The organism is Streptomyces deccanensis, assembly GCF_022385335.1.
Classification (GTDB): Bacteria; Actinomycetota; Actinomycetes; order Streptomycetales; family Streptomycetaceae; genus Streptomyces; species Streptomyces deccanensis.
In genome coordinates this window covers 9573728-9594769 of sequence record NZ_CP092431.1, presented here as the reverse complement: position 1 = coordinate 9594769, position 21042 = coordinate 9573728, and the positions used below count along the sequence as shown (strand labels likewise).

Below are 21042 nucleotides of genomic sequence, written 5' to 3'. Positions count from 1 at the left end.
ACGGGGCAGGGTGATCACCTGATTTACGTTCGGCGGGGCTTGGTGCCGGCCAGTGCCGCGAGTGGCCGAAGCTGCCCGGAGGCGCCGGACGACCGCGCCGCTCACCCCCTCGGCGCCCGTGCCGCCAGTGCCTCCAGCAGCAGGTCGACCGCGTCCTCGAAGGAACTCTCGCCCATCATGCGCAGGTTCTGGCGGACGGCGGTCAGGGCGGGGTACGACGTCGGGTCCAGGCCCTGGTAGGCCTCGGTCCATGCCCGCTCGTCGGCCTCGCGCTGTCCGCGTGGGAGTGCCTGGAACGCCGCCTCCATGGCCGCGTGGCTGAGCACGGTGTCGATGTACGTCAGGTACAGGCGGGTCGCGTCGGCCGGTGCGAAGCCCGCCGTGAGCAGCAGTCCGATGCCGGTGTCGACGGCGCGGATCTCGTTGGGGCGCCGGGTCACCCGGTACGAGGCGAAGGCCGCCGCGCGAGGGTGGGCGAGGTAGCCGTCCCGGACCCGCAGGGCCATCTCGCGCAGGGCGGCCACCCAGTCGTCCCCGGGGACGAAGCCCGCCATCGCGTCGCCGATGATGCGGTCGGCGATGGCGAGCACCAGGTCGTCCGTGCCGTGGAAGTAGCGGTAGAGGGCACTGGGGTCGCAGCCCAGGGCGGTCCCGAGCCGGCGCACGCTGAGCGCCTCCGGGCCGTGCTCGCCGATCAGCCGCAGCGCGGTCTCCACGATCAGCTCCTCCGAGAGGACCACGCCCGAGCGGGTGGGGCGGCGGCGGCTGCGTTCCTGCGGGACACGGCTGGACATCGCGGGCTCCTGTCGGTCGGGACGCGTACCCGCAGTGAAGGGGCCGGGTGCCCTTATGTCAACAGCATTGACGCAAGACGAACGCCGGGTGTTCCATCACAGTCCCGCGCGGCTCTACCCTCGTCACTCTCCCCACGAGGAGCCTCCATGTCATCCACCCCCTTGCGCCGCTCCCTCGGCGTGGTCGACGGCGTCGCCATCGCCGCCTCCAGCACGGCCGCCACCACCAGCATCGCCATCGGCATGGGCACGATCGCGACCATCGTGGGGCTCCAGGGGCCGGCCCTGCTGCTCCTCGCCTTCCTGCCCGTGCTCGGCATCGCGACCGCCTACGCCCGGCTCAACCGCTCGGAGCCGAACTGCGGCAACGGCTACACCTGGGTCGGCAGGACCCTGGGCCCCTGGCCGGGCTTCCTGACCGGCTGGGTCACCCTGGTCGGCTCGGTCATCTTCTGCGCCTACACCAGCGCCGTCATGGGCTCGGTCGTCCTGGTCTTCGCCAACAAGGCCGGACTGGACAGCCTCGCGGGCGTCGCCCTCGATCCGACGTCCACCGGCGTCAGCACGGCGGTCGGGCTGGTGCTCCTGCTGGGACTGACCGCCCTCGCCGTGACCGGCACCCGCACCACGACCCGCTTCCAGTTCGCGCTGCTGGTCTTCGAGTACGCCGTGCTCATCGGGTTCTGCGGATGGGCCCTCGTCACCGGTGAGCAGTCCTTCTCGCTGTCCTGGTTCAACCCCTTCGAGATCGCCGACGCCACCACCTTCGCCCAGGGCATGGTCCTCGCGGTGTTCTTCTTCTGGGGCTGGGACGCGGCCTTCAGCGTCACGGAGGAGACCAGAAAGCCGGGCGACGCGGCCCGGGGCGGCCTGATCGCGCTGTTCGCGATGCTGGGCCTGTTCCTCTTCGCCTCGGTGGCCTTCCAGCGGGAGATGAGCCTCGCCGAGCTGATCGAGAACGGTCCGCAGGCGCTGCCGTACCTCGGACAGAAACTGGCCGCCGAACCCTGGGCCACCCTGCCCCTGGTCGCCCTGATGTTCTCCGCCGCGGCCTCCGTGCAGTCCACCCTCATCCCCACGGCACGAGGGCTGCTCGCGATGGGCCGGGACCGCACGATGGGCCCGCTGTGGACCCGGGTCCACCCGCGCTACGGCACCCCCGCCGCCGGCACGGTCGTCGTGCTCGCCGTCGCGGCCTCGATCGCGCTGCTGGCCGTCGCCCTGCCCAAGCTGAGCGACATGCTGCTGGCCGCCGTCAACGCCATCGGCCTGCTCGTCGCCCTCTACTACGGCCTGACCGCGCTCGCGTGCGCCGTCCGCTTCCGGTCCACGCGGCGCGAGGGGCTGCGCACGGCGGTGCTCGCCGTCGGGGTGCCCGCCGTGTCCGGACTCATCCTGCTCGGCCTCGGCGGCTACCTCGGCTACTCCTACCTGACCATGAGCGACCACTTCGAACTGAGCCCCGACAACGGGTGGTTCATGTTCTCCCTGCCCGCCGCCATCGTCCTGGCGGGTCTCGGGATGGCCGCGGTCGCCAAGTACGTGCGCCGGTCGCCGTACTTCACCACGGGACGCGGCACCGACGCCGAGGCCATCACCCTGCCCATGGACCGCACACCGGCCTGACCTGCCCCCACCCCTCCGCCTGCCCCCCTCCCCCCTCCCCCGCACGTCCCCACACCTCCCCATGGAGTTCCTCCGCATGCCTCAGTCCCAGGTCACGGGCCCCGCCGACCTCGTCCTCACTGGCGGGCCCGTCCACACCGTCGATCCCGCGCGCAGCCGTGCCACCGCCGTGGCCGTGCACGGCGGACGGATCACGGCCGTCGGCCATGACGAGGTGCACGCCCTCATCGGGCCCGGCACCGAGGTCGTCGACCTCGCCGGGAAGCTGCTGCTGCCCGGCTTCCAGGACGCCCACGTCCATCCGCAGGGCGCCGGCCTGGAACTGGGCCTGTGCCATCTCGCCGACACGGTCGACCCCGCCGAGTACCTGCGGCGGATCCGGGCGTACGCCGACGCGCACCCGGACGTCGAGTGGATCACCGGCGGCGGCTGGTCCCTGGAGGCCTTCCCCGGCGGCGCCCCCACCGCCGCCGCGCTCGACGCGGTCGTCCCCGACCGGCCCGTCTTCCTGCCCAACCGCGACCACCACGGCGCCTGGGTCAACTCCAAGGCCCTGGAGCGGGCCGGGATCGACGCCCGTACCCCCGACCCCGCCGACGGCCGTATCGAACGCGACGCCGACGGCCGCCCGACCGGCATGCTCCAGGAGGGCGCCGTCCACCTCGTCGGCCGCCTGGTGCCCGACCCCACCCCCGAGGAACAGCTCGCCGCCCTGCTGCGCGCCCAGGCCGTGCTGCACTCCCACGGGGTCACCGCCTGGCAGGACGCCATCGTCGGCGCGTACGCCAACATGACCGACCCTGCACCCTCCTACCGTGCTGCCCTGGACCGGGGACTCCTCACCGCCCGCGTCGTCGGCGCCCTCTGGTGGGACCGGGAGCGCGGCGCCGAGCAGATCCCCGAACTCGTCGCGCGGCGCGAGGAGTTGAGCAGGGGGCGGTTCCGCGCCGGGACGGTGAAGATCATGCAGGACGGCATCGCCGAGAACCACACGGCCGCGATGCTCGACCCGTATCTCACCGGCTGCGGTTGCGCCTCGGACGGCAGCGGCATCAGCTTCGTCGAACCGGGTGAGCTGAGGAAGTACGTCACCGAACTCGACGCGCTCGGCTTCCAGGTGCACTTCCACGCCCTCGGCGACCGCGCGGTGCGCGAGGCGCTCGACGCCGTGGAGGCCGCCCGTACCGCCAACGGTCATCGCGACACCCGCCATCACCTGGCGCACCTCCAGGTGGTGCACCCCGACGACGTACGGCGGTTCCGGGCGCTCGGCGCCACCGCCAACCTGCAGATGCTGTGGGCCGCCCACGAGCCCCAGATGGACGAGCTCACTCTGCCGTTCCTCGGGCCGGAACGGGGCGCCCGGCAGTACCCGTTCGGCGATCTGCTGCGCGCCGGGGCCACGCTCGCGGCGGGCAGCGACTGGCCCGTCAGCAGCCCCGACCCGCTCCAGGCGGTGCACGTCGCCGTCAACCGCGTCTCCCCGGACGCCCCCGAGGGCACCCCGGAGTTCCTGCCCGCCCAGCGCCTCGACCTCGGCACCGCCCTCGCCGCGTACACGGCGGGCAGCGCCTACGCCAACCACCTCGACGCCCTCACGGGCAGCATCACGGTCGGTAAGGCGGCCGACCTGGTCGTCCTCGACCGTGACCCGTTCACGCGCCCGGCCGACGAGATCGCGGCCACCCGGGTCCTGCAGACCTTCGTGGACGGAGCACGCGTCCACGCGGCACCCGACGCCTGACGTCCTAGACCCGGGCCCCGACGCCTGACGACCCCGGCACCCGAGGACCCGCGCCCCACGGCTCGTGGGGCGCGGGTCCGGCCGTACGGAGATGTGTCCGACCTCTTGACGACAGTCGTGTGACTGCGTAGACATGACTACGCAGACATGACAGCGCAGTCAGAGGAGTGATGTCTGACATCATTGGGTCGGTCCGTGCGGTCACCGGGAGGCATCATGACGCGAGGTACAGGGCGGGGCGGGAGCCCCGCGGCGCCGAGCAGCACGGATGTGGCACGGCTGGCCGGGGTCTCGCAGAAGACCGTGTCGAGGGTCTTCAACGACGAGCCGTACGTCTCCGCCGACGTGCGCCGACGGGTCACGGAGGCCGCGGAGCGGCTCGGTTACCGGCGCAACAACGCCGCGCGGGCGCTGGCCTCCGGGCGGACGCGCTCCATCGGGGTGGTGACGCTGGGAACGGCCCTGTACGGCCCGGCCTCGCTGCTCATGGGGGTCGAGCGGGTCGTCCGGGACACGGGCTACGCGCTCCGCGTGGTCAACACCGTGGAGGGCGACCCGGCCGGAATCGCCGGTGCCGTGGACTCCCTGCTCGACCAGGGCGTGGACGGCATCGTCATCTCCGAGCCGATCGACGAGTCGGGCGAGAACGGGGACACGGCCCCGCGTGTCGCCGTGCCGGTGCTGGTCATCGGCGCCCCGCCGTTCGTCACCGCGCCCGCCGTGCTGAACGCGGGTGACGGCGCCGACCTGATGGCGCGTACCGCCACCGAACACCTGCTGGCGCTGGGCCACACGACGGTCCATCACCTCGCGGGCCCGCAGCGGTGGTACGCCGCCCGGGACCGTCTGGAAGGGTGGCGGGCGACCCTCACGGCACACGGGAAGGACGTGCCGGAGGTCGTCACCGGCGACTGGTCGGCCGCGTCCGGCTACACGGCGGGGCGCGCGCTGGCCGAGAACCGGGACGTCACCGCCGTCTTCGCCGCCAACGACGACATGGCGATCGGTCTGATCCGCGCGCTGGCGGAGGCCGGACGCCGGGTGCCGGAGGACGTCAGCGTCGTCGGCTTCGACGACATCCCGGTCGCCGCCTATGTGACCCCTCCCCTGACCACGGTGCGCCAGCCGTTCGACGCCGTCGCGCAGGAAGGGCTCAAGCGGCTCGTGCACGCCATCGAGAACCCCGACGCGGACCCGCTGCCGCCGAGCGACCCACCCATCGACCTCGTCGTCCGCGCCTCGACCGCGCCGCCCCCGAGCCGGACGACCCCGGCTCGCGGCCGACGCACCGCCTCCCGCCGCCGGGCGGTCACCCCCGCCCCGGTGCCTCCGGACGGAGGTGGCCGGTCACAGCACTGAACCCCGTCCGCCCGCCCCTCAGCACGGCCGTCGCGGCCGACGCGTGACCCCGAGAACGAGCCGCAGCACCCGTCACGCCCCCGCCGCACCCGCACACAGTCGACGTAGGGCCGCCCCGTATCGCCCGGCGTGTCCCGAGCCAGGCCCCCACACCTGCCCCGGTCGTCCACCCTCTCTTCGCCCGACCCTGTCGGCGTCGACGCCGGGCCGGCGCGTCCCCGCGCATCCCGCACACCTCCGCACGCCCGTGTCCGGCGTGCCACCACCCTTGCCACCAGCCGGAGTTCACCATGCCCAGAAACCCGTTCGCAGCCGCCGCCTCCTCTCCCATGAGCCGTCGGCTGTTCCTCACCACCACCGGTGCCCTGTCGCTGGGGGCCGCCCTGACCGCCTGCGGCGGCGGTGACTCCTCCGGCTCCTCCGGCTCCGCCGAGCCCGTCGGCCAGGCCGACATCGACAAGGCGATGAAGACGCCGACCGAGCTGACGTTCTGGACCTGGGTCCCGAACATCGCCAAGGAGATCGCGCTCTTCGAGAAGAAGTACCCGGCCGTCAAGATCAAGGTCGTCAACGCCGGTCAGGGCACCCCGCAGTACACCAAGCTGCGCACGGCGCTGAAGGCCGGCAGCGGCGCCCCGGACATGGTGCAGATGGAGTACCAGGCGATCCCGACGTTCACCATCACCGACAGCCTGCTGGACCTGCGCCCGTACGGGGCCGCCGAGTTGAAGGACCGGTTCGTCGACTGGACGTGGGGGCAGGTCAGCGGCGCGAAGGGCGAGGTGTGGGCGATCCCGCAGGACACGGGTCCCATGGGTCTGCTGTACCGCAAGGACATCTTCGACAAGCACGGCATCGACGTGCCCGGCACCTGGGACGAGTTCGCGGAGGCGGCGCGCAAGCTGCACAGGGCCGACCCCGACGTCTACCTCACCAACCTCGCGGCCAACCAGCCCGCCGCCTGGCACGGACTGCTCTGGCAGGCCGGTGCCAAGCCCTATGCCACCTCCGGCAAGAGCGACATCACCATCAGCGTCGACGACGCCGTCTCCGAGAAGCTCGGCGCCTACTGGGGCGGGCTGGCGAAGGAGGGCGTGATCAGCACCGACCCGGACTTCACCGACGGCTGGTACGCCGGCCTCAACAAGGGCAAGTACGCCACCTGGATCACCGCCGCCTGGGGCCCGGCCTTCCTCTCCGGCTCCGCCAAGGCCACCGCCGGCAAGTGGCGCGCGGCCCCGCTGCCCCAGTGGGACGCGGCCAAGCCCAACGCGGGCAACTGGGGCGGCTCGACCACCGCCGTCATCCGCTCCACCAAGAACCCCATCGCGGCCGCCGTGTTCGCGCAGTTCCTCAACAGCGACCCCGCGACCGCGAAGATGTTCGCCACCGAGCAGTTCTTCTTCCCGGCGACCAAGGCCCTGCTCGCCGACCAGGAGTTCGTGTCGGACGCGCCGTCCTTCTACGGCGGCCAGAAGGTCAACCAGGTCTTCGCCGACGTCAGCGCCACCGTCGACCCCTCGTTCCAGTGGCCGCCGTTCCTCGACCAGGCGGCCACCGACTGGACCGAGACCGTCGGCAAGTCCCTCGCCGACAAGTCCGACACGGTCGCCGCCCTCGGCAGTTGGCAGTCCCGGATGACCACGTACGCCAAGAACCAGGGCTTCACCGTCAAGGGGAGCTGACATGACCGTCACCACCCCGTCCACCGCCGAGGGCCGCTCCCGGCCCGGCCGTCCGCGTCGCCACCGCTCGGCGGGACCGCTCTTCGTCGCCCCGTTCCTGGTGCTGTTCGTCCTGCTCTTCCTCGCGCCGCTCGGCTACGCCGCCTATCTCAGCCTCTTCCAGACGCGGCTGATCGGCGGGACGGTCTTCGTCGGCCTCGACAACTACGTCCAGGCCTTCGGCGACTCCCAGTTCCTGCACGGAGTCGGCCGGGTCGCGCTGTTCTTCGTGGTCCAGGTCCCCGTGATGCTGCTGCTGGCCCTGCTGTTCGCGCTCGCGCTCGACAGCGGTCTGCTGCGTCTGTCCCGGGTGATCCGGCTGGGCATCTTCGTCCCGTACGCCGTGCCCAGCGTGGTCGCCGCGCTCATGTGGGGCTACCTGTACGGCCCGGACTTCGGACCGTTCGCCCAGCTGAGCCGGAACCTGGACCTGCCGGTCCCGGCCTTCCTCAGCGAGGGCTGGATGCTCGGCAGTCTGGCGAACATCGTGACCTGGGAGTTCGTCGGCTACAACATGATCATCCTGTACGCGGCGCTGCGCACCGTCCCGCAGGAGCTGTACGAGGCCGCTGCGATGGACGGCGCGGGGGCCTGGCGGATCGCCTGGTCCGTCAAACTCCCCGCGCTGCGCCCGGCGTTGCTGCTCACCCTGCTGTTCTCCGTGATCGGCAGCTTCCAGCTGTTCAACGAGCCGAACCTGCTGATGAAGATCGCCCCGGACGTCATCAGCAGTTCCTACACCGCCAACCTCTACGCCTACTCCCTCGCCTTCACCGGCCAGCAGGTCAACTACGCGGCCACGGTGTCCTTCCTCCTCGGCCTGGTCATCGTGATCGCCTCCTACGGCGTCCTGCTCACCGCGAACCGCAGGAGGACCCCGTGACCACGACGATGCCCGCGCCCCCGGTGACCAGGACCGCGAAGAAGCCGGCGCGTCTGACGCACCGCGGGAAGAACCCGGCCCGCCGCAGCACCCCGCTGACGATCGCCATGCTGGCGGCCCTCGCCTACTTCCTCCTGCCCCTGTTCTGGCTGCTGGTCGCCTCGACCAAGAGCACGCAGGACCTGTTCAACAGCTTCGGCCTGTGGTTCTCGGACGCCCCGCAGCTGCTGACGAACATCAAGGAGACGTTCACCCAGGACGACGGCGTCTTCGCGCGCTGGCTGCTCAACACGGCTCTGTACGCCGGGGTCAGCGCGGTCGGGGCCGCGCTGCTCGCGGCGGCGGCCGGGTACGGGTTCGCCAAGTTCCGCTTCCGCGGCGACGGCGCAGCCTTCAACCTGGTGCTCGGGGCCGTCATGGTCCCGACCACCGCGCTGGCCATCCCGACCTATCTGCTGTTCGCGCAGGCGGGCCTCGCCAACACCCCCTGGGCGATCATCCTGCCGTCCCTGGTCAACCCGTTCGGCCTGTACCTGATGCGTGTCTACGCGGCGGACTCCGTCCCCGACAGCATCCTGGAGGCCGCCCGGATCGACGGTGCCGGGGAGGCCCGGATCTTCTTCCGGATCGCCCTGCGGCTGATGGCTCCCGGGGTGGTGACGGTCCTGCTGTTCACGTTGGTGGCGACCTGGAACAACTACTTCCTGCCGCTGATCATGCTCAACGACCCCGACCTGTACCCGATCACCGTGGGCCTGGCCTCCTGGGCCGCGCAGGCCCAGAACGGCGGGGCGGGCGCCAGCAGCGACATGCTCGCGCTGGTCGTGACCGGTTCCCTGATCTCGATCGTGCCGCTGGTGGTGGCGTTCCTGATGCTGCAGCGGTACTGGCAGAGCGGTCTGGCCGCCGGCGGCGTCAAACAGTAGGGCCCACCGCCCTCGTACCACTCCCCCCACTCTTTCTCTCGGAGGTTCTTCTTCATGGCGGCTCTGCCTGCCCGCGTCCTGTTCGGCGCCGCGTACTACCACGAGTACCAGCCCTACGAACGGCCCGCCGAACGCCTCAAGACCGACCTGGACCTGATGGCCGACGCCCATGTGACCGTGATCCGGGTCGGCGAGTCGGTGTGGTCGACCTGGGAGCCGGAGAACGGGACGTTCGATCTCGACTGGCTCCAGCCGGTCCTGGACGGCGCCCACGAGCGCGGCATCTCCGTCGTCCTCGGCACCCCGACGTACGCGGCCCCGCCGTGGCTGGCCCGGCAGTACCCGGAGATCACGGCCGAGCGCCGGACCGGTGAGCGCATGGGCTGGGGCGCCCGGCAGGAGATCGACTTCACCCACCCGGCGTTCCGCTTCCACGCCGAGCGGATCATCCGCAAGGTCGTCGGCCGGTACGCCGGCCACCCGGCCGTCATCGGCTTCCAGGTCGACAACGAGCCCGGTCTGCACCTCTTCCACAACCACGGGGTGTTCCAGCGGTTCGTGGACCATCTGCGCGCGAAGTACGGCGACGTGGAGACCCTCAACCGGGAGTGGGGGCTCGTCTACTGGTCGCACCGGCTGTCGACCTGGGCCGACCTGTGGACCCCGGACGGCAATGAACAGCCCCAGTACGACGTGGCCTGGCGGGAGTTCCAGGCCCGGCAGGTCACCGAGTTCATCGGCTGGCAGGCCGACATCGTCCGCGAGTACGCCTCGCCCGAGCAGTTCGTCACCACCTGCATCTCCTACACCCGTCAGGGGGTGGAGGACGACGAGCTGTCCGACCGTCTCGACATCGCCTCCGGCAACCCGTACTACGACATGCAGGACGGTCTGCTGCTCCCCGACCCCACCCCCGACGGTCATGAGCAGAAGTGGAAGACGACCGGGGTGTGGGCGCTGTACCAGACCGCCGACTGGATGTTCTCCTCCCGTCAGGAGCCGTTCCTCGTCACCGAGACCAACGCCGGTTCGATCGGCATGGCGTGGGACAACCGCCCCGGCTACGACGGGCAGTGGCGGCAGGCGGCCTGGGCGCTCGTCTCGCGCGGCGCGCGGATGATCGAGTACTGGCACTGGCACACCCTGCACTTCGGCGCCGAGACCTACTGGGGCGGCATCCTCCCCCACACCGGGCAGCCCGGCCGCACGTACGCCGAACTCGCCCGTCTCGGCGCGGAGTTCGACGCGGCCGGCCCGCTCGTCGCCGGACTCGAACCGGACGCCGACCTCACCCTGGTGTACTCGACGCCCAGCAAGTGGCTGATGCAGAAGTACCCGCCGCTCGCCACGCCGGACGGCGCACCGGACCCCGCCGCCTACCACCGGATCTTCGACTCGTTCTACCGGGGCGCGTTCGAGGCGGGCCGCCAGGTCCGAATCGTGCACGCCCGGCAGTTGCACGACCCGAGCGGTGAACGCGCGGGCCTCATGCCCGAGGAGGCGGTCCGCCGCCATCCGGTGCTGGTCGTCCCGGCGCTGTACCTCGCCGCCGACGCCACCCTCGACTGGTTCGCCGCCTACGCGGAGGCCGGTGGCCATCTCGTGCTGACCCCGCGCACCGGGTACGCCGACCACGAGGCCCGCGCCCGCACCGAACCGGCCCCCGGGCGGCTGACGGCGGCGGCCGGCGTGCACTACGACGAGTTCAGCAACCTGACGCGCGACATCCCGGTGCGCCCGGCGCCCGACAGCCCGCTCCGGCTGCCGGAGGGCGCGGCGGCGACCCGCTGGGCGGACGGGCTCACCGTCGACGACGCCGACGTGCTGGCGTCGTACGACCATCCGCACTTCGGCCGCTGGCCCGCGCTCACCACACGGCGGCACGGTGCGGGACGGATCACGTACGTCGGCACGGTGCCCGACCGCCGTCTCGGGCGCGCGCTGGCCGAGTGGCTGGCGCCGGCCGCGCGCCACGGCTGGGGGGATCTGCCGGAGTCGGTCACCGTGACGACCGGCACGGCGGCGGACGGGCGGCGCGTCCACATCGTCCACAACTGGAGCTGGGAGCCCGCGAGCGTGCCGGCTCCGGCCGACCTCACCGACGCGCTGGACGACACGTCAATCGCGGCGGGCACGGCAGTGGCACTCGGCCCGTGGGACGTACGGGTCCTCGTCGCCACCGACCTCGACTAGGAGAAACGATGCAGAGAAGACGAGCCGCGAGAGCGCTGGGGACCTTCACGGCGGCGTCCGCGCTGCTGCTGGTGCCCATGGCCAGTGCGGGGGCGTACAGCCCGACCGGTGGGGTCATGTACCAGCTCGGCGGCGAGGCATGTCTGAAGGGGCGGGGCAACTGCGCGGTCTACCCCAAGTCGGCGCAGCTGCCGAACGGGCGGCTGGTCGCCTCGTTCGAGAAGTCCACGGTCGTGGCGTCGACCGGCAGCGCCGACCGGCAGACCCTCCCGGTGTACAAGAGCGACGACGACGGGACGACCTGGCAGCCGCTGTCCGAGGTGAAGGCGCCGGCGTATCTGTCGAAGGACCCCCGCCACGCGAAGTACACGAGCAACTGGACCAACCCGTTCCTGTACGTACTCCCGCAGCGCGTCGGGAAGTTGGCGGCCGGCACGCTGCTGCTGGCGAGTGTCGTGTCGGGCGACGACGCGTACTACGAGGAGCACAAGGCGGCCGACCCGGACTGGACGCCGTCCAACGACGGCGACCGCTCCGACATGGCCATCGCGCTGTACTCCAGCACCGACGACGGCCGCACCTGGAAGGTGGTCAACGTCGTCGCGACCGGTGGCTGGCAGGGCGGCAGCGCGGGGGCGGTGGGGCAGAACATCGCGAACGCCAACAAGCACCGGCAGGTGGACCCCCTCTGGGAGCCGTACCTGATGGTCCACAAGGGCAAGTTGGTCTGCTACTACTCCGACGAGAACGACTACCTCGGCTTCGACCCGGTCACCGGTGTGCCGAAGCTCGACCCGGCGAACGACACGGCCAAGGACTCGCACGGGCAGATCCTGGTCCACAAGACCTGGGACGGCAGCGCCGCCAAGTGGAGCGCTCCGGTAGTCGACATCGCCGGGGCGACCCAGGACATGGGCGGCGGGAAGACGGAGATCGGCGGCGGCCGGCCGGGCATGACGAACCTCGTCCCGACGGCGGACGGCAAGTGGCTGCTCACCTACGAGTACTGGGGCGGCGGGGCCAACACCCGCTACCGCGTCGCGAGCGACCCGCTGACGTTCTTCCGGGGCTCCCCCACCGGCATGGGTGTCGACGCGCTGCCCGTGGTGTCCGGATCCCGCCCGCTCGCGCAGGGCGGCAGCCCGGTGCTGATCCGGCTGCCCGACGGGCGTCTTGTCTACAACGCCGCCGGCAGCGGCGACGTCTGGGTCAACGACAGCGGGCGCGCCGACGGCGTGTGGACGCAGTACCAGACGACGTCACGGGCGGGGTACAGCCGCAACCTCCAGTACGTGAAGGGCACCGGCCGGGTCGTGATCCTCAACAACCAGGGCACCTCGACGATCGCGTACGCCGAGGTCGATCTCGGTGGATCCGCCGGCGCCTACCGGAAGTTGATGAACCGGAGGACCGGGCAGGTCATCGGTACCGGGAACAACACCACCGACGCGAACATCGGCAACGGGGACGTGCCCGACATCGTCCTGGAGGACGCCGGGGCGGCGGCGGACCCGGACACCCAGTACTGGCACGTCGTCACCAAGTCCGACGGGGGTGTGACGCTGCTCAACAAGTCGGGCGGCCGGGCGGCGGCCGTCTGGACCGGCAACGCGACGGCCGGGCAACGGATCGGCCAGTGGGTCGACGACAGCGCCACAGGCACCTGGGACGTCGTCAGAACCGGCGACGGTCACATCAAACTACGGTCGACGAAGAACAAGGACCTCTACCTGACCGGAGCTGCGGCCGACGCGCCACTCACCCTCCAGAACGCGTCCACGGACGGTTCTCAGGACTGGAAGCTGGTCCGGTAGCCGGGCCGATGAGGTGTCGCTGCGGCGACGGCCTGGACGTGGAGGCCGTCGAGGGGCGGGAGTTCCTGCGGCCGGAGGTCGACGCAGTGCTCCGGGCGGGGACGATCGAGGGGAGGGACGTTCGCGGTCCAGGCCTTCACCTCGTACGTCTCCGCCCGGGACGCCTGTGACTGTGCGCGGGGCCGCCGGGCACCTGCGGCGGCCGGCGGCGGCCTTCGTCACCGGCCGGCCAGCCATCCCCGGAGCACGGTGAAGTCCGCCGCGGTCAGGCCCACTTCGGGTTCGACGCGGTGCAGGAGGGCGCGCCCGGGGTGGTGGCGTGCCACCCAGGCGCGGTCGAGGTCGGTGATCTCGTCGTCGAGCCAGATGAACGGGCGGCCGACGGCGGTGCGGACGAGGGCGCGGGTCTTCCAGTGCAGCAGATCCGCCCGGTCCTCCTCCGGTGCCTCCGGCAGATCCACAACCGGCCACCGCGGCAGGCCGAGCAGCGGGGCGATCACCTCGTTGGCGTCGTCCATCCACGCGGTGGCCCACATCGGTTCACAGGTCAGCCGCAGCAGGCGCAGGCCGTGCGCGCGGTCGATCTTCGCCAGCTGTGGGTTCGACGTGTGCTGCCAGTCGACCCAGTCCTCGGGGGACGAGGGGAGTCGCCCGCCGCCGTACGGCAGGAGGGTGCCGTCGACGTCGACGAAGAGCAGCGGGCGTGGCGTGGGAGCGGTCATGGTCGCGCTCCGGCCGTGGCGTCGTCGGGGGCCGCGGTGTGGTCGGTCTCCCAGCGGAGCAGGTCTCCCGGCTGGCATTCGAGTACCTCGCAGAGCGCGGCGAGGGTGGTGAAGCGGACGGCCTTGGCGCGGCCGTTCTTGAGCACCGCCAGGTTGGCGGGGGTGATACCGACGCGTTCCGCGAGTTCGCCCACGGACATCTTCCGCCTGGCCAGCATCACGTCGATGTCGACGGCGATCGGCATCAGATCACCTCGGCCAGTTCGGCCCGCATCCGCGTCGCCTCGATGTCCCGGTTGACGGCCTGCGCGAGCAGCATCCGCAGGACCAGGACGATGAGCGCCATCCCCAGCACCGCCAGGCCGACACCGCCGAGCAGCAGCACGACACCGGGGGCCACCGCCTCGCCCGGCGCCAGGACCACGCCGAGCGCGAACACCAGTGCCGCGGCCGCGACCATCGCGCCGATCACCCCGTGCACGTACCGGAACGCGGCGTGGGAGAAGACCGTGCCACGCCGGACCATCGTCACCAACCGCCACACACAGACGAGGACGACCTGGACGGTCACCACGCCCAGGACCACGATCACGAGCGTCGGCGTCCGGACATGCGCCACATCGGCGTCGAGCCCCTCCAGATCCGCGGCCAGCAGCGGCACCATCACCGCCTGCACGAACACCGACCCGGCGACCAACCCCACGATCACGGCCCGCAACGCCAGCACCGTCAGCTTCCCCACGACACCCTCCTTCACCCCTCCACTCGACCAGCGATAGAAATCTATCGAGATTCGATAGAAGAGGCAAGCCGTGCCCGTCAGAACGACACGTCGAAGTAGCCCCCGATCATCCGCCCCTGGGCCTGGGCCTCGAACAGGCGGCGGCGCCGTGTAGCCGAACTGGGCGCGTGTCTCCACGGGAGATCGCCGTCGCCGCCGAGGAGTAACGCGACCACGAACTCATCGGCGAGTGGTGCGCGTTCGGCTGCGCGACCCTCGTCAGGACATCAGGGCGAGGAGGCCGATCTCCGGGGCCAGTGCTCCCGGCTGTCCGAGGGACCGGAAGTCGGCCTCGACTGAGGCCAGGTCGAGCACGCCGGCGCGCACGGCGGCGTAGCGGACCAGCGACCACAGGAAGACGTCCAGGTTGTCGTACTGCGTGTCGGCCTCGATGACCTGCTCCTCGTGGAACCACACCGCGACGCGACCGCTGGTGAGGACGACGTAGTAGTTCCCTCCGCCGTCGCAGCCGATGGACCACACGTCGTCGTCGGAGAGCTCCGTCTCATAGTCGGAGTCGAGGATCACCTCGCCGTTCTCGGCGAACTCGAAGGCGTACGACCAGTCCTCGATGTCGAGGAACCGCTGCATGGTTCCGGAGCGGACCCTGCGGTCGAACGCGGCGAGCGCCGTCGCGGCGGCCGGCGGGAGCCTGGTGAGGAACGGGGCGACCGGGCGGGTCGACGCGGGAACGGCGACGGGCTCCTCGTCGGGGAACCAGCGCGCCAGATCGGCGTCCAGTCCGCGTTCCACGTATCCGGTCAACTGATCGACGGTGAGAGGCATGCGACGAGGCTAACGAAGGGAGACCGAGGGAGGCGGATCGGAGAGTGCCTGTTCAGCGGGTTACGTATGCCGCTACGTACTTCCACCGACCGTCCGCTCGCGCGTCAGCCGGGCTGTTCGCCGGCCGCCCAGTCACGGATGAGCCGGATCGTGCGGTCCGTCCGCTCCTCGTGCAGGTAGTGGCCGGTGTGGGGCCAGTGCTCGACGCGCGAGCCGGGCACCCGCAGCGTGCCGCGCTCCCACGCGGCGTGCTCCTCGAACGACCACACCGTGAGCGCCGGTTGGGTCCGGCGGCGCAGATGCGTCTCGCTGTGCGGGCGGACCCCCACCGCTCCGGGGTCGGTGTACATGCCCGCGTAGGCCTGGGCGATGACGTGGTCCGGTGTGCCGAGCATCGTGCGGATGTGCGCCGTACGGAGCCCGGGCGGGGCCCCCGGGGAGAAGGCACCGGCCACGAGGACGGCGGCGGCACGGGCGCCGTGTTCCCGGTACTCGGCCAGACGGGTGGGAATCCGCGCGGCCTCGGCCTCGTCCGCGCCGTGCGCGGGGTCGAGGGCGATGACCGACCGCACGGCGTTCGGGTGGTGGACGGCGAGCAGGTTGACGACCTGGACGCCCATGGAGTGGCCGACGGCGACGACCGGCCCGGCGCCCAGCGAGTGGAGCAGCACGGCCAGGTCCTCCGCCATCTCCGCCGGGGTGTTGCCCTCGTCCGGCACCTCGGAGCGGCCGTGACCGCGCAGGTCCGGGACGAGGATCCGGAACCGGTCGGCCAGCGCCTCCGCGTGCGGCGACCACTCCCGGCCGTCGCCGCCCCAGCCGTGCACGAGGAGCAATGTGGGGGCGTCCTCGCGGGCCTGAGGGCCGAGGGAGGTGCAGAAGAGACGGATGCGGCCGAGGTCGAGCAGGGTCATGAGGGGGCGCCGGGGGTGGCGGGGCGGGTGGCGCGGTGGGTGGGGTGCGCGCATCCGCGCGGGACGAGGTCGTGGGTCACGGGCTTGGGCACGGGCACGGACACGGGCACTCCGCCGGGTCGGTGGTTCAGAGGGTGGACAGCAGTGTGCCGAACCCAGCGCGGTCACACCGGTTCGGCGCGCCCTCCGACCGGAGTCGGAACGCCACCCGGGCGATACCGGGAGGGGCGGATCGACCGGTGCCGGGCGGACCACGGCCGATGCGCCGGCTCTGGGTATCGGCACCACGCGAAGTTGAGTACGCGCACTCAAGATCCGGTGCCGCGGTCGGCCCGACGATGGGGTCTTCCTCGTCGAGATCGGGAGAGACCTCATGTTCAGCCGCCTCGCCGACGTCCTGGTGCCTGTCGTCGGACGTCTCACGGTGACCGTCGACGCCGGATCCGTCTGGACGCCGGGCAGCATCGTCGTCGCGAACCACACCTCGCTCGCCGATCCCGCGATCGTGCTCGCCGCGCTGCACCGCCTCGGCATCGAGCCCGTCGCCATGGGCGCCGCCGGTCTGTGGCGGATCCCCTTGCTGGGCCGTGCGCTCACCCGCGAGGGGTACATCCCGGTGTATCGGAGGGACCCGCGCGCCGCCGACGCCCTCGATCTCGCCGCCGCCGCGCTGGCCGAGGGCCGGACGGTCCTGATCTACGCCGAGGGCGGCATCCCGGTCCGCAAGGACGCCGCCGAAGCCGCGCCCGGGGCGTTCCGCAGCGGCCTGACCCGGCTCGCGGCGCGCACCGGAGCGCCCGTCGTCCCGGTCGGCCAGGCCGGGGCCCGCCGGGTCACCTCCGGCGGCACGGTCAAGCAGGTGGCGGGACTGGTCACCGCGCCCCTGCGCCGCCCCGAGCTCCACGTCCACGTCGGGGCGCCGCTCTCGCTCACCGCCGACCACACGGCGAACACCCGGCAGGCGCACGCGGCGGTGACCGCCGCGTGGCGCACGGCCGCCGCCCGCCTGGGCGAACCGGCCGCGCTCGCCGCCTGACGGAGCAGACCTGACGGAGGATGCCTGACGGAGGAGGCACCGGCGACATCCCCCTCCCGCCTCACGCGGGCCCGCCGCTCCCCCGGGGGCTCGATATTCGGTGGCCGCCCGACTCCCGGCGCTGTTACGGTCGTCGTATGAGTTACGTCCTCTACCTCTGACCGGGCCCCTGGCTCCGCTTCTCACGCGTGTGACGAGTCGGCAGCCACGAGTTCGCCCGCGGCCCCGCTCCCTGTCGGGCCGGGTCGATCGTCAGAGTCGGTGCGCTCCCCCAGTGGTCCTCTTGATCCCGGTGATCCCCGTGGTCCCAGGGGTGACGTGCGCCTCCTTCCGGAGGAAGAGAACGTGACTGTCCTTACCCTGCCCGCCCGCGACCGGGCCCAATTGACCTGTACCGGCGTCGGCGTCACCCGTGGCGGGCGCCCCGTGCTGCACGGCGTGGAGATGAAGGTGGCCCCGGGGGCGCGCTGGGGCGTGGTCGGCGAGAACGGGCGCGGCAAGTCGACCCTGTTGCACGTGCTGGCCGGTGCCCTGGTCCCCGACGAGGGGGAGGTCCACCGGGCCGGCACCCTCGCGCTCGCCGAGCAGGAGATGCCGGCCGAGGACGGGCGTACGGTCGGCGATGTCGTCGACGAGCACCTCGCCGACGCCCGTGCCGCGCTGCGGCGACTGGACGCGACCACGGCGGCGCTGGCCGAGGGGCGGCCCGGCGCCGAGGACACGTACACCGAAGCGCTGGAGGCGGCGCAGGCGCTGGACGCCTGGGACGCCGACCGCCGGGTCGACGTCGCCCTCGCCGGGCTCGGCGCGGTCGACGACCGTACCCGCCCGCTCGCCACGCTCTCCGTGGGGCAGCGCCACCGGATCCGGCTGGCGTGTCTGCTGGGTGCCGAGTACGACTTCCTGCTGTTGGACGAGCCGACCAACCACCTCGATCTGGCGGGGCTGGAGTACCTGACCGCCAGGTTGCGCGCCCACACCGGGGGTGTGGTCGTGGTCAGCCACGACCGGGCCCTGCTGTCCGACGTGGCCACCACGATCCTGGACCTCGACCCCACGCGGGACGGCCGTCCACGGGTCCACGGCGGCGGATACGCCGGCTATCGGGAGGGCCGCGAGGCCGAACTCGCCCGGTGGGAGGCGGAGTACGAGCAGCAGCAGGCCGAACGGGTGCGCCTCGGGCAGGCGTTGTCGGAGGCGCAGAACCGGCTGGTCACCGGTTGGCGCCCGGACAAGGGCACCGGCAAGCACCAACGCGCCACCCGGGCCGGCGCGCTGACCCGCTCGGTACACCGGCGCCAGGAGGACCTGGAACGCCACCAGGTCACCGCGCCGGTACCGCCGAGGCGTTTCCACATGCCCGAACTGCCCGCCCGTACCGGTGTCCTGCTGCTGCGCGCCCACGAGGTGAGCGTCGACGGCAGACTGCGCCGGTCGACGACCCTGGAGGTGGCGTCCGGCGACCGGCTGGCCGTCACCGGGGCCAACGGGGCGGGCAAGTCCACGCTCCTGTCGGTCCTGGCCGGGCAGGTCGCCCCGACCACGGGCCGGGTGCACCGGGCCCGCACGGTACGGCTGCGTCTCCTGGGGCAGGAGTCGCCGCGCGCGACCCGGCGACGGGCCCGCGACCTGTACGAGGCGCACCTCGCGCAACTGGTGACCACCGGGGTCCTCCCGGAGGGCGAGGTCGTGGGGCTCGGCGCGCTGCGTCTGCTGACCTCCCGTGAGGCCGAGAAGCCGGTGGCCGAGCTGTCGACCGGACAGCAGCGGCGTCTCGACCTCGCCCTGGCGCTGGCCACCCGGCCGCACGTCCTCCTGCTGGACGAGCCGACCAACCACCTGTCCATCGCCCTCGTCGACGACCTCACCGAGGCCCTGCACACCACGGACGCGGCTGTCGTCGTCGCCACGCACGACCGGCAGTTGCGGCGTGACATCCAGGACTGGCCCCGTCTTGCGCTCTCCGGGCACGAGCGGGCCGACGCCGCGCACCCCGTGCGTTCCTGACCACGGACGGCGCGGCGGGCACGGCCTGCCGCGCCGTCACCACCACCGGTGCCGGTCACCACCACCGGTGCCGGTCGCCGGCGACGCGCCGGTCACCGAGCGGCTGTACGGCACGGGCGTTGCCCTGGGGGAAGACCTTCCGGTAGTGCGCCAGCGCGGTGGCGGAGGCCTGGACGGGGTGGGTCAGCAGGATCCAGCGCACTCCGGGGGTGTAGGGGCAGACGGTGGTGGAGCCGAGGTAGCGATACGACTCGGTGCAGGTCGGCAGGAGGGCGTCGAGTGCGACGCCGGGGACCTCCCAGGGTGCCGCGGAGCGGCGGGCCGAGGTGAGCAGGCGGTCGAGGAAGTCGTTGGCCTGACCGGGGTGCACGAAGACGCCGACGACCGCGAAGCCGCTGTCCTCCTCCCGCCCGGCCGCGTCGGCGGGATCGGTCACCCGCCGGTACTTCATGTGCTGTTCCATCGGGAACGCCACGCCTCCGACGGTGTGCTCGGAGGGCGTGTGCCAGTGCACGTCGACCAGTTCGTAGCGGTCGGCCCCCACCCGCAGCGCGCACTCCTCGCCGGGTGGCGGCGTGGCCTTCACGGTCCCCTCGTCGTCCCGAACGCACTCGGGCCGGCTCCCCTGGACGGGCCCGGCCCCGGTCCGGTGGATCCGGGGGTCGTCGAAGTGCAGTTCCAGGTCGAGCACCGTGGGGTGGGCGAACCGCAAGGGCGGCAGCGCGGAGAGGTCGATGTCCTGCGGCCGGATGTCGACCGGGCTCTGCTTCCCGTGCTTCCCGTGCTTCCCGTGCTTCCCTTCCGAACCGCTGACGGTGGACGAGGCAGGCGCGATCTCGGTCATGGGCGAACACCTTCGGCTGGGGCGGGAGTTGTGGTCCGGAACGCACCGCATCCCTCCCCCTGCCGCCGCACCGAAACGCGCAGGCTCACCCGGACTGATGAGCGCCCGGCACGACATTGACGCGACGCAGGACCATGAGCGGGCCCTCCAGGGCCGCGACCATGGCGAAGCCGAACCGGTCGAGCTCCAGACAGAGCGCGACGTCGTCGGGGTGGACCCCCTGGCGGACCCCCTCCGCCAGTTCGGTCGCCGCCCGCGAGTCCGCGGCACGACGAAGGAACTCGGCGGCGTCCGTCCCGGCCCCGGCTTCGGCTTCGGCTTCGGCTTCGGCCCCGGCCTCAGCGGCTCTCCGGGCGATGTACTGGGCGCAGGCCAGGTCCTCGTCGGCCCGTCCGTCCTCGCCGGTGACCACGAACGTGACGTTGTCGCTCTCGCGCGCCCGCAGGACCCGCGCCGTCGCCTCCGCCACCACGAAGGAGGCGCACAGCACCAGCGAGGCGTCCTTCACGGCGAGCGCGCCGACCGTCCCCGCCGTGGTCTTCTGGACGACGGTCCGTCCGCCGAGATCCATGGACCGCAACATCCCCGGCGAGTTGACGGCGTCGAATCCGGGCGCGGGCGGACCGTCCTTGAGCGCCACCCAGTCCGGGTGACCTGCCTTGAGCGCGAGGGCGTCGTCCAGCGACTCCGCGAGAACGATCTTCTCCGCGCCCTGGGCGAAGGCCCAGGCGGCCACGGTGAACGCACGCATGACGTCGATGACGACCGCCACGGACGGGACTTCGAGCAACTCGGGGATGCCGACGAAACGAGAGTTCATCCTGATCATGCTCCCGTACGCCGGCCCCGAAGCGACCTGGGAGTGACGGACACCACAGCCGGTCCCCGG

The 21042-nt window shown here is 72.0% G+C and carries 18 protein-coding genes; 10 read left to right on the top strand and 8 right to left on the bottom strand.

The genetic code is table 11. From position 1 onward, the window contains the following. Nucleotides 1-101 precede the first annotated feature (101 nt). On the bottom strand, nt 102-794 hold the full coding sequence (locus tag L3078_RS42175) for a TetR/AcrR family transcriptional regulator (protein ID WP_239759580.1): 693 nt from the start codon (nt 792-794) through the stop codon (nt 102-104). A gap of 147 nt (nt 795-941) precedes the next feature. Between L3078_RS42175 and L3078_RS42170 the strand changes: the two genes are divergently transcribed. The 8 genes from L3078_RS42170 (at nt 942) to L3078_RS42135 (ending at nt 13063) form a co-directional block, all read left to right on the top strand. Then, nucleotides 942-2420 (top strand): APC family permease, encoded by a 1479-nt coding sequence (locus tag L3078_RS42170; protein WP_239759579.1) that lies wholly within the window; start codon nt 942-944, stop codon nt 2418-2420. Nucleotides 2421-2496: 76 nt separating this feature from the next. Continuing rightward, nucleotides 2497-4164 (top strand): amidohydrolase, encoded by a 1668-nt coding sequence (locus L3078_RS42165; RefSeq protein WP_239759578.1) that lies wholly within the window; start codon nt 2497-2499, stop codon nt 4162-4164. 216 nt (nt 4165-4380) lie between these two features. After that, entirely contained in the window at nt 4381-5523 is a 1143-nt protein-coding gene (locus L3078_RS42160; RefSeq protein ID WP_239759577.1) for a LacI family DNA-binding transcriptional regulator, read from the top strand. A 290-nt stretch (nt 5524-5813) separates the two neighbouring features. Beyond that, the gene (locus L3078_RS42155) at nt 5814-7208 is read left to right on the top strand and encodes an ABC transporter substrate-binding protein (RefSeq protein WP_239759576.1); all 1395 of its coding nucleotides are present in this window, start codon (nt 5814-5816) and stop codon (nt 7206-7208) included. Between the two features lies 1 nt (nt 7209). Beyond that, nucleotides 7210-8130, top strand: coding sequence for a carbohydrate ABC transporter permease (locus tag L3078_RS42150; RefSeq protein ID WP_239759575.1), 921 nt, complete (start codon nt 7210-7212; stop codon nt 8128-8130). After that, nucleotides 8127-9056 carry a carbohydrate ABC transporter permease gene (locus L3078_RS42145; RefSeq protein ID WP_239759574.1) on the top strand — a complete coding sequence of 310 codons (930 nt, stop codon included), beginning with the start codon at nt 8127-8129 and terminating at the stop codon, nt 9054-9056. The genes L3078_RS42150 and L3078_RS42145 overlap by 4 nt, the downstream gene beginning before the upstream one ends. Nucleotides 9057-9110: 54 nt before the next feature. Next, complete coding sequence (locus L3078_RS42140) at nt 9111-11249, top strand: beta-galactosidase (RefSeq protein WP_239759573.1); 2139 nt, start codon at nt 9111-9113, stop codon at nt 11247-11249. Between the two features lie 8 nt (nt 11250-11257). Beyond that, a complete protein-coding gene (locus tag L3078_RS42135) occupies nt 11258-13063 on the top strand; it encodes an RICIN domain-containing protein (protein WP_239759572.1) in 1806 nt (601 codons plus the stop codon). 218 nt (nt 13064-13281) lie between these two features. Here L3078_RS42135 and L3078_RS42130 read toward each other — a convergent pair whose 3' ends face one another. From L3078_RS42130 to L3078_RS42110, 5 genes are all read right to left on the bottom strand, one after another. After that, nucleotides 13282-13785, bottom strand: coding sequence for an HAD domain-containing protein (locus L3078_RS42130; protein ID WP_239759571.1), 504 nt, complete (start codon nt 13783-13785; stop codon nt 13282-13284). After that, nucleotides 13782-14030: a helix-turn-helix domain-containing protein gene (locus tag L3078_RS42125; RefSeq protein ID WP_239759570.1), complete on the bottom strand. Its 249-nt coding sequence runs from the start codon at nt 14028-14030 to the stop codon at nt 13782-13784. Before L3078_RS42125 ends, L3078_RS42130 begins: the two co-directional genes overlap by 4 nt. Then, entirely contained in the window at nt 14030-14527 is a 498-nt protein-coding gene (locus L3078_RS42120) for a DUF2975 domain-containing protein (protein WP_239759569.1), read from the bottom strand. Before L3078_RS42120 ends, L3078_RS42125 begins: the two co-directional genes overlap by 1 nt. Nucleotides 14528-14785: 258 nt before the next feature. Next, the gene (locus L3078_RS42115) at nt 14786-15352 is read right to left on the bottom strand and encodes a hypothetical protein (protein WP_239759568.1); all 567 of its coding nucleotides are present in this window, start codon (nt 15350-15352) and stop codon (nt 14786-14788) included. 104 nt (nt 15353-15456) lie between these two features. Further along, nucleotides 15457-16266, bottom strand: coding sequence for an alpha/beta fold hydrolase (locus tag L3078_RS42110; protein WP_239759567.1), 810 nt, complete (start codon nt 16264-16266; stop codon nt 15457-15459). 373 nt (nt 16267-16639) lie between these two features. Between L3078_RS42110 and L3078_RS42105 the strand changes: the two genes are divergently transcribed. Continuing rightward, on the top strand, nt 16640-17302 hold the full coding sequence (locus L3078_RS42105) for a lysophospholipid acyltransferase family protein (protein WP_239759566.1): 663 nt from the start codon (nt 16640-16642) through the stop codon (nt 17300-17302). A 345-nt stretch (nt 17303-17647) separates the two neighbouring features. After that, nucleotides 17648-19309 carry an ABC-F family ATP-binding cassette domain-containing protein gene (locus tag L3078_RS42100; protein ID WP_239759565.1) on the top strand — a complete coding sequence of 554 codons (1662 nt, stop codon included), beginning with the start codon at nt 17648-17650 and terminating at the stop codon, nt 19307-19309. Between the two features lie 55 nt (nt 19310-19364). Here the strand turns inward: L3078_RS42100 and L3078_RS42095 are convergent, their stop codons facing one another. Beyond that, entirely contained in the window at nt 19365-20153 is a 789-nt protein-coding gene (locus L3078_RS42095) for a carbonic anhydrase family protein (protein ID WP_239759564.1), read from the bottom strand. An 85-nt stretch (nt 20154-20238) separates the two neighbouring features. Beyond that, nucleotides 20239-20973: a 2-phosphosulfolactate phosphatase gene (locus L3078_RS42090; protein ID WP_338059578.1), complete on the bottom strand. Its 735-nt coding sequence runs from the start codon at nt 20971-20973 to the stop codon at nt 20239-20241. Between the last annotated feature and the right edge of the window lie 69 nt (nt 20974-21042).

Coding starts and splice junctions, on each gene's coding strand:
- L3078_RS42175 (WP_239759580.1), bottom strand. CDS start 794: ATGTCCAGCCGTGTCCCGCAGGAACGCAGCCGCCGCCGCCCCACCCGC.
- L3078_RS42170 (WP_239759579.1), top strand. CDS start 942: ATGTCATCCACCCCCTTGCGCCGCTCCCTCGGCGTGGTCGACGGCGTC.
- L3078_RS42165 (WP_239759578.1), top strand. CDS start 2,497: ATGCCTCAGTCCCAGGTCACGGGCCCCGCCGACCTCGTCCTCACTGGC.
- L3078_RS42160 (WP_239759577.1), top strand. CDS start 4,381: ATGACGCGAGGTACAGGGCGGGGCGGGAGCCCCGCGGCGCCGAGCAGC.
- L3078_RS42155 (WP_239759576.1), top strand. CDS start 5,814: ATGCCCAGAAACCCGTTCGCAGCCGCCGCCTCCTCTCCCATGAGCCGT.
- L3078_RS42150 (WP_239759575.1), top strand. CDS start 7,210: ATGACCGTCACCACCCCGTCCACCGCCGAGGGCCGCTCCCGGCCCGGC.
- L3078_RS42140 (WP_239759573.1), top strand. CDS start 9,111: ATGGCGGCTCTGCCTGCCCGCGTCCTGTTCGGCGCCGCGTACTACCAC.
- L3078_RS42135 (WP_239759572.1), top strand. CDS start 11,258: ATGCAGAGAAGACGAGCCGCGAGAGCGCTGGGGACCTTCACGGCGGCG.
- L3078_RS42130 (WP_239759571.1), bottom strand. CDS start 13,785: ATGACCGCTCCCACGCCACGCCCGCTGCTCTTCGTCGACGTCGACGGC.
- L3078_RS42125 (WP_239759570.1), bottom strand. CDS start 14,030: ATGCCGATCGCCGTCGACATCGACGTGATGCTGGCCAGGCGGAAGATG.
- L3078_RS42115 (WP_239759568.1), bottom strand. CDS start 15,352: ATGCCTCTCACCGTCGATCAGTTGACCGGATACGTGGAACGCGGACTG.
- L3078_RS42110 (WP_239759567.1), bottom strand. CDS start 16,266: ATGACCCTGCTCGACCTCGGCCGCATCCGTCTCTTCTGCACCTCCCTC.
- L3078_RS42105 (WP_239759566.1), top strand. CDS start 16,640: ATGTTCAGCCGCCTCGCCGACGTCCTGGTGCCTGTCGTCGGACGTCTC.
- L3078_RS42095 (WP_239759564.1), bottom strand. CDS start 20,153: ATGACCGAGATCGCGCCTGCCTCGTCCACCGTCAGCGGTTCGGAAGGG.
- L3078_RS42090 (WP_338059578.1), bottom strand. CDS start 20,973: ATGAACTCTCGTTTCGTCGGCATCCCCGAGTTGCTCGAAGTCCCGTCC.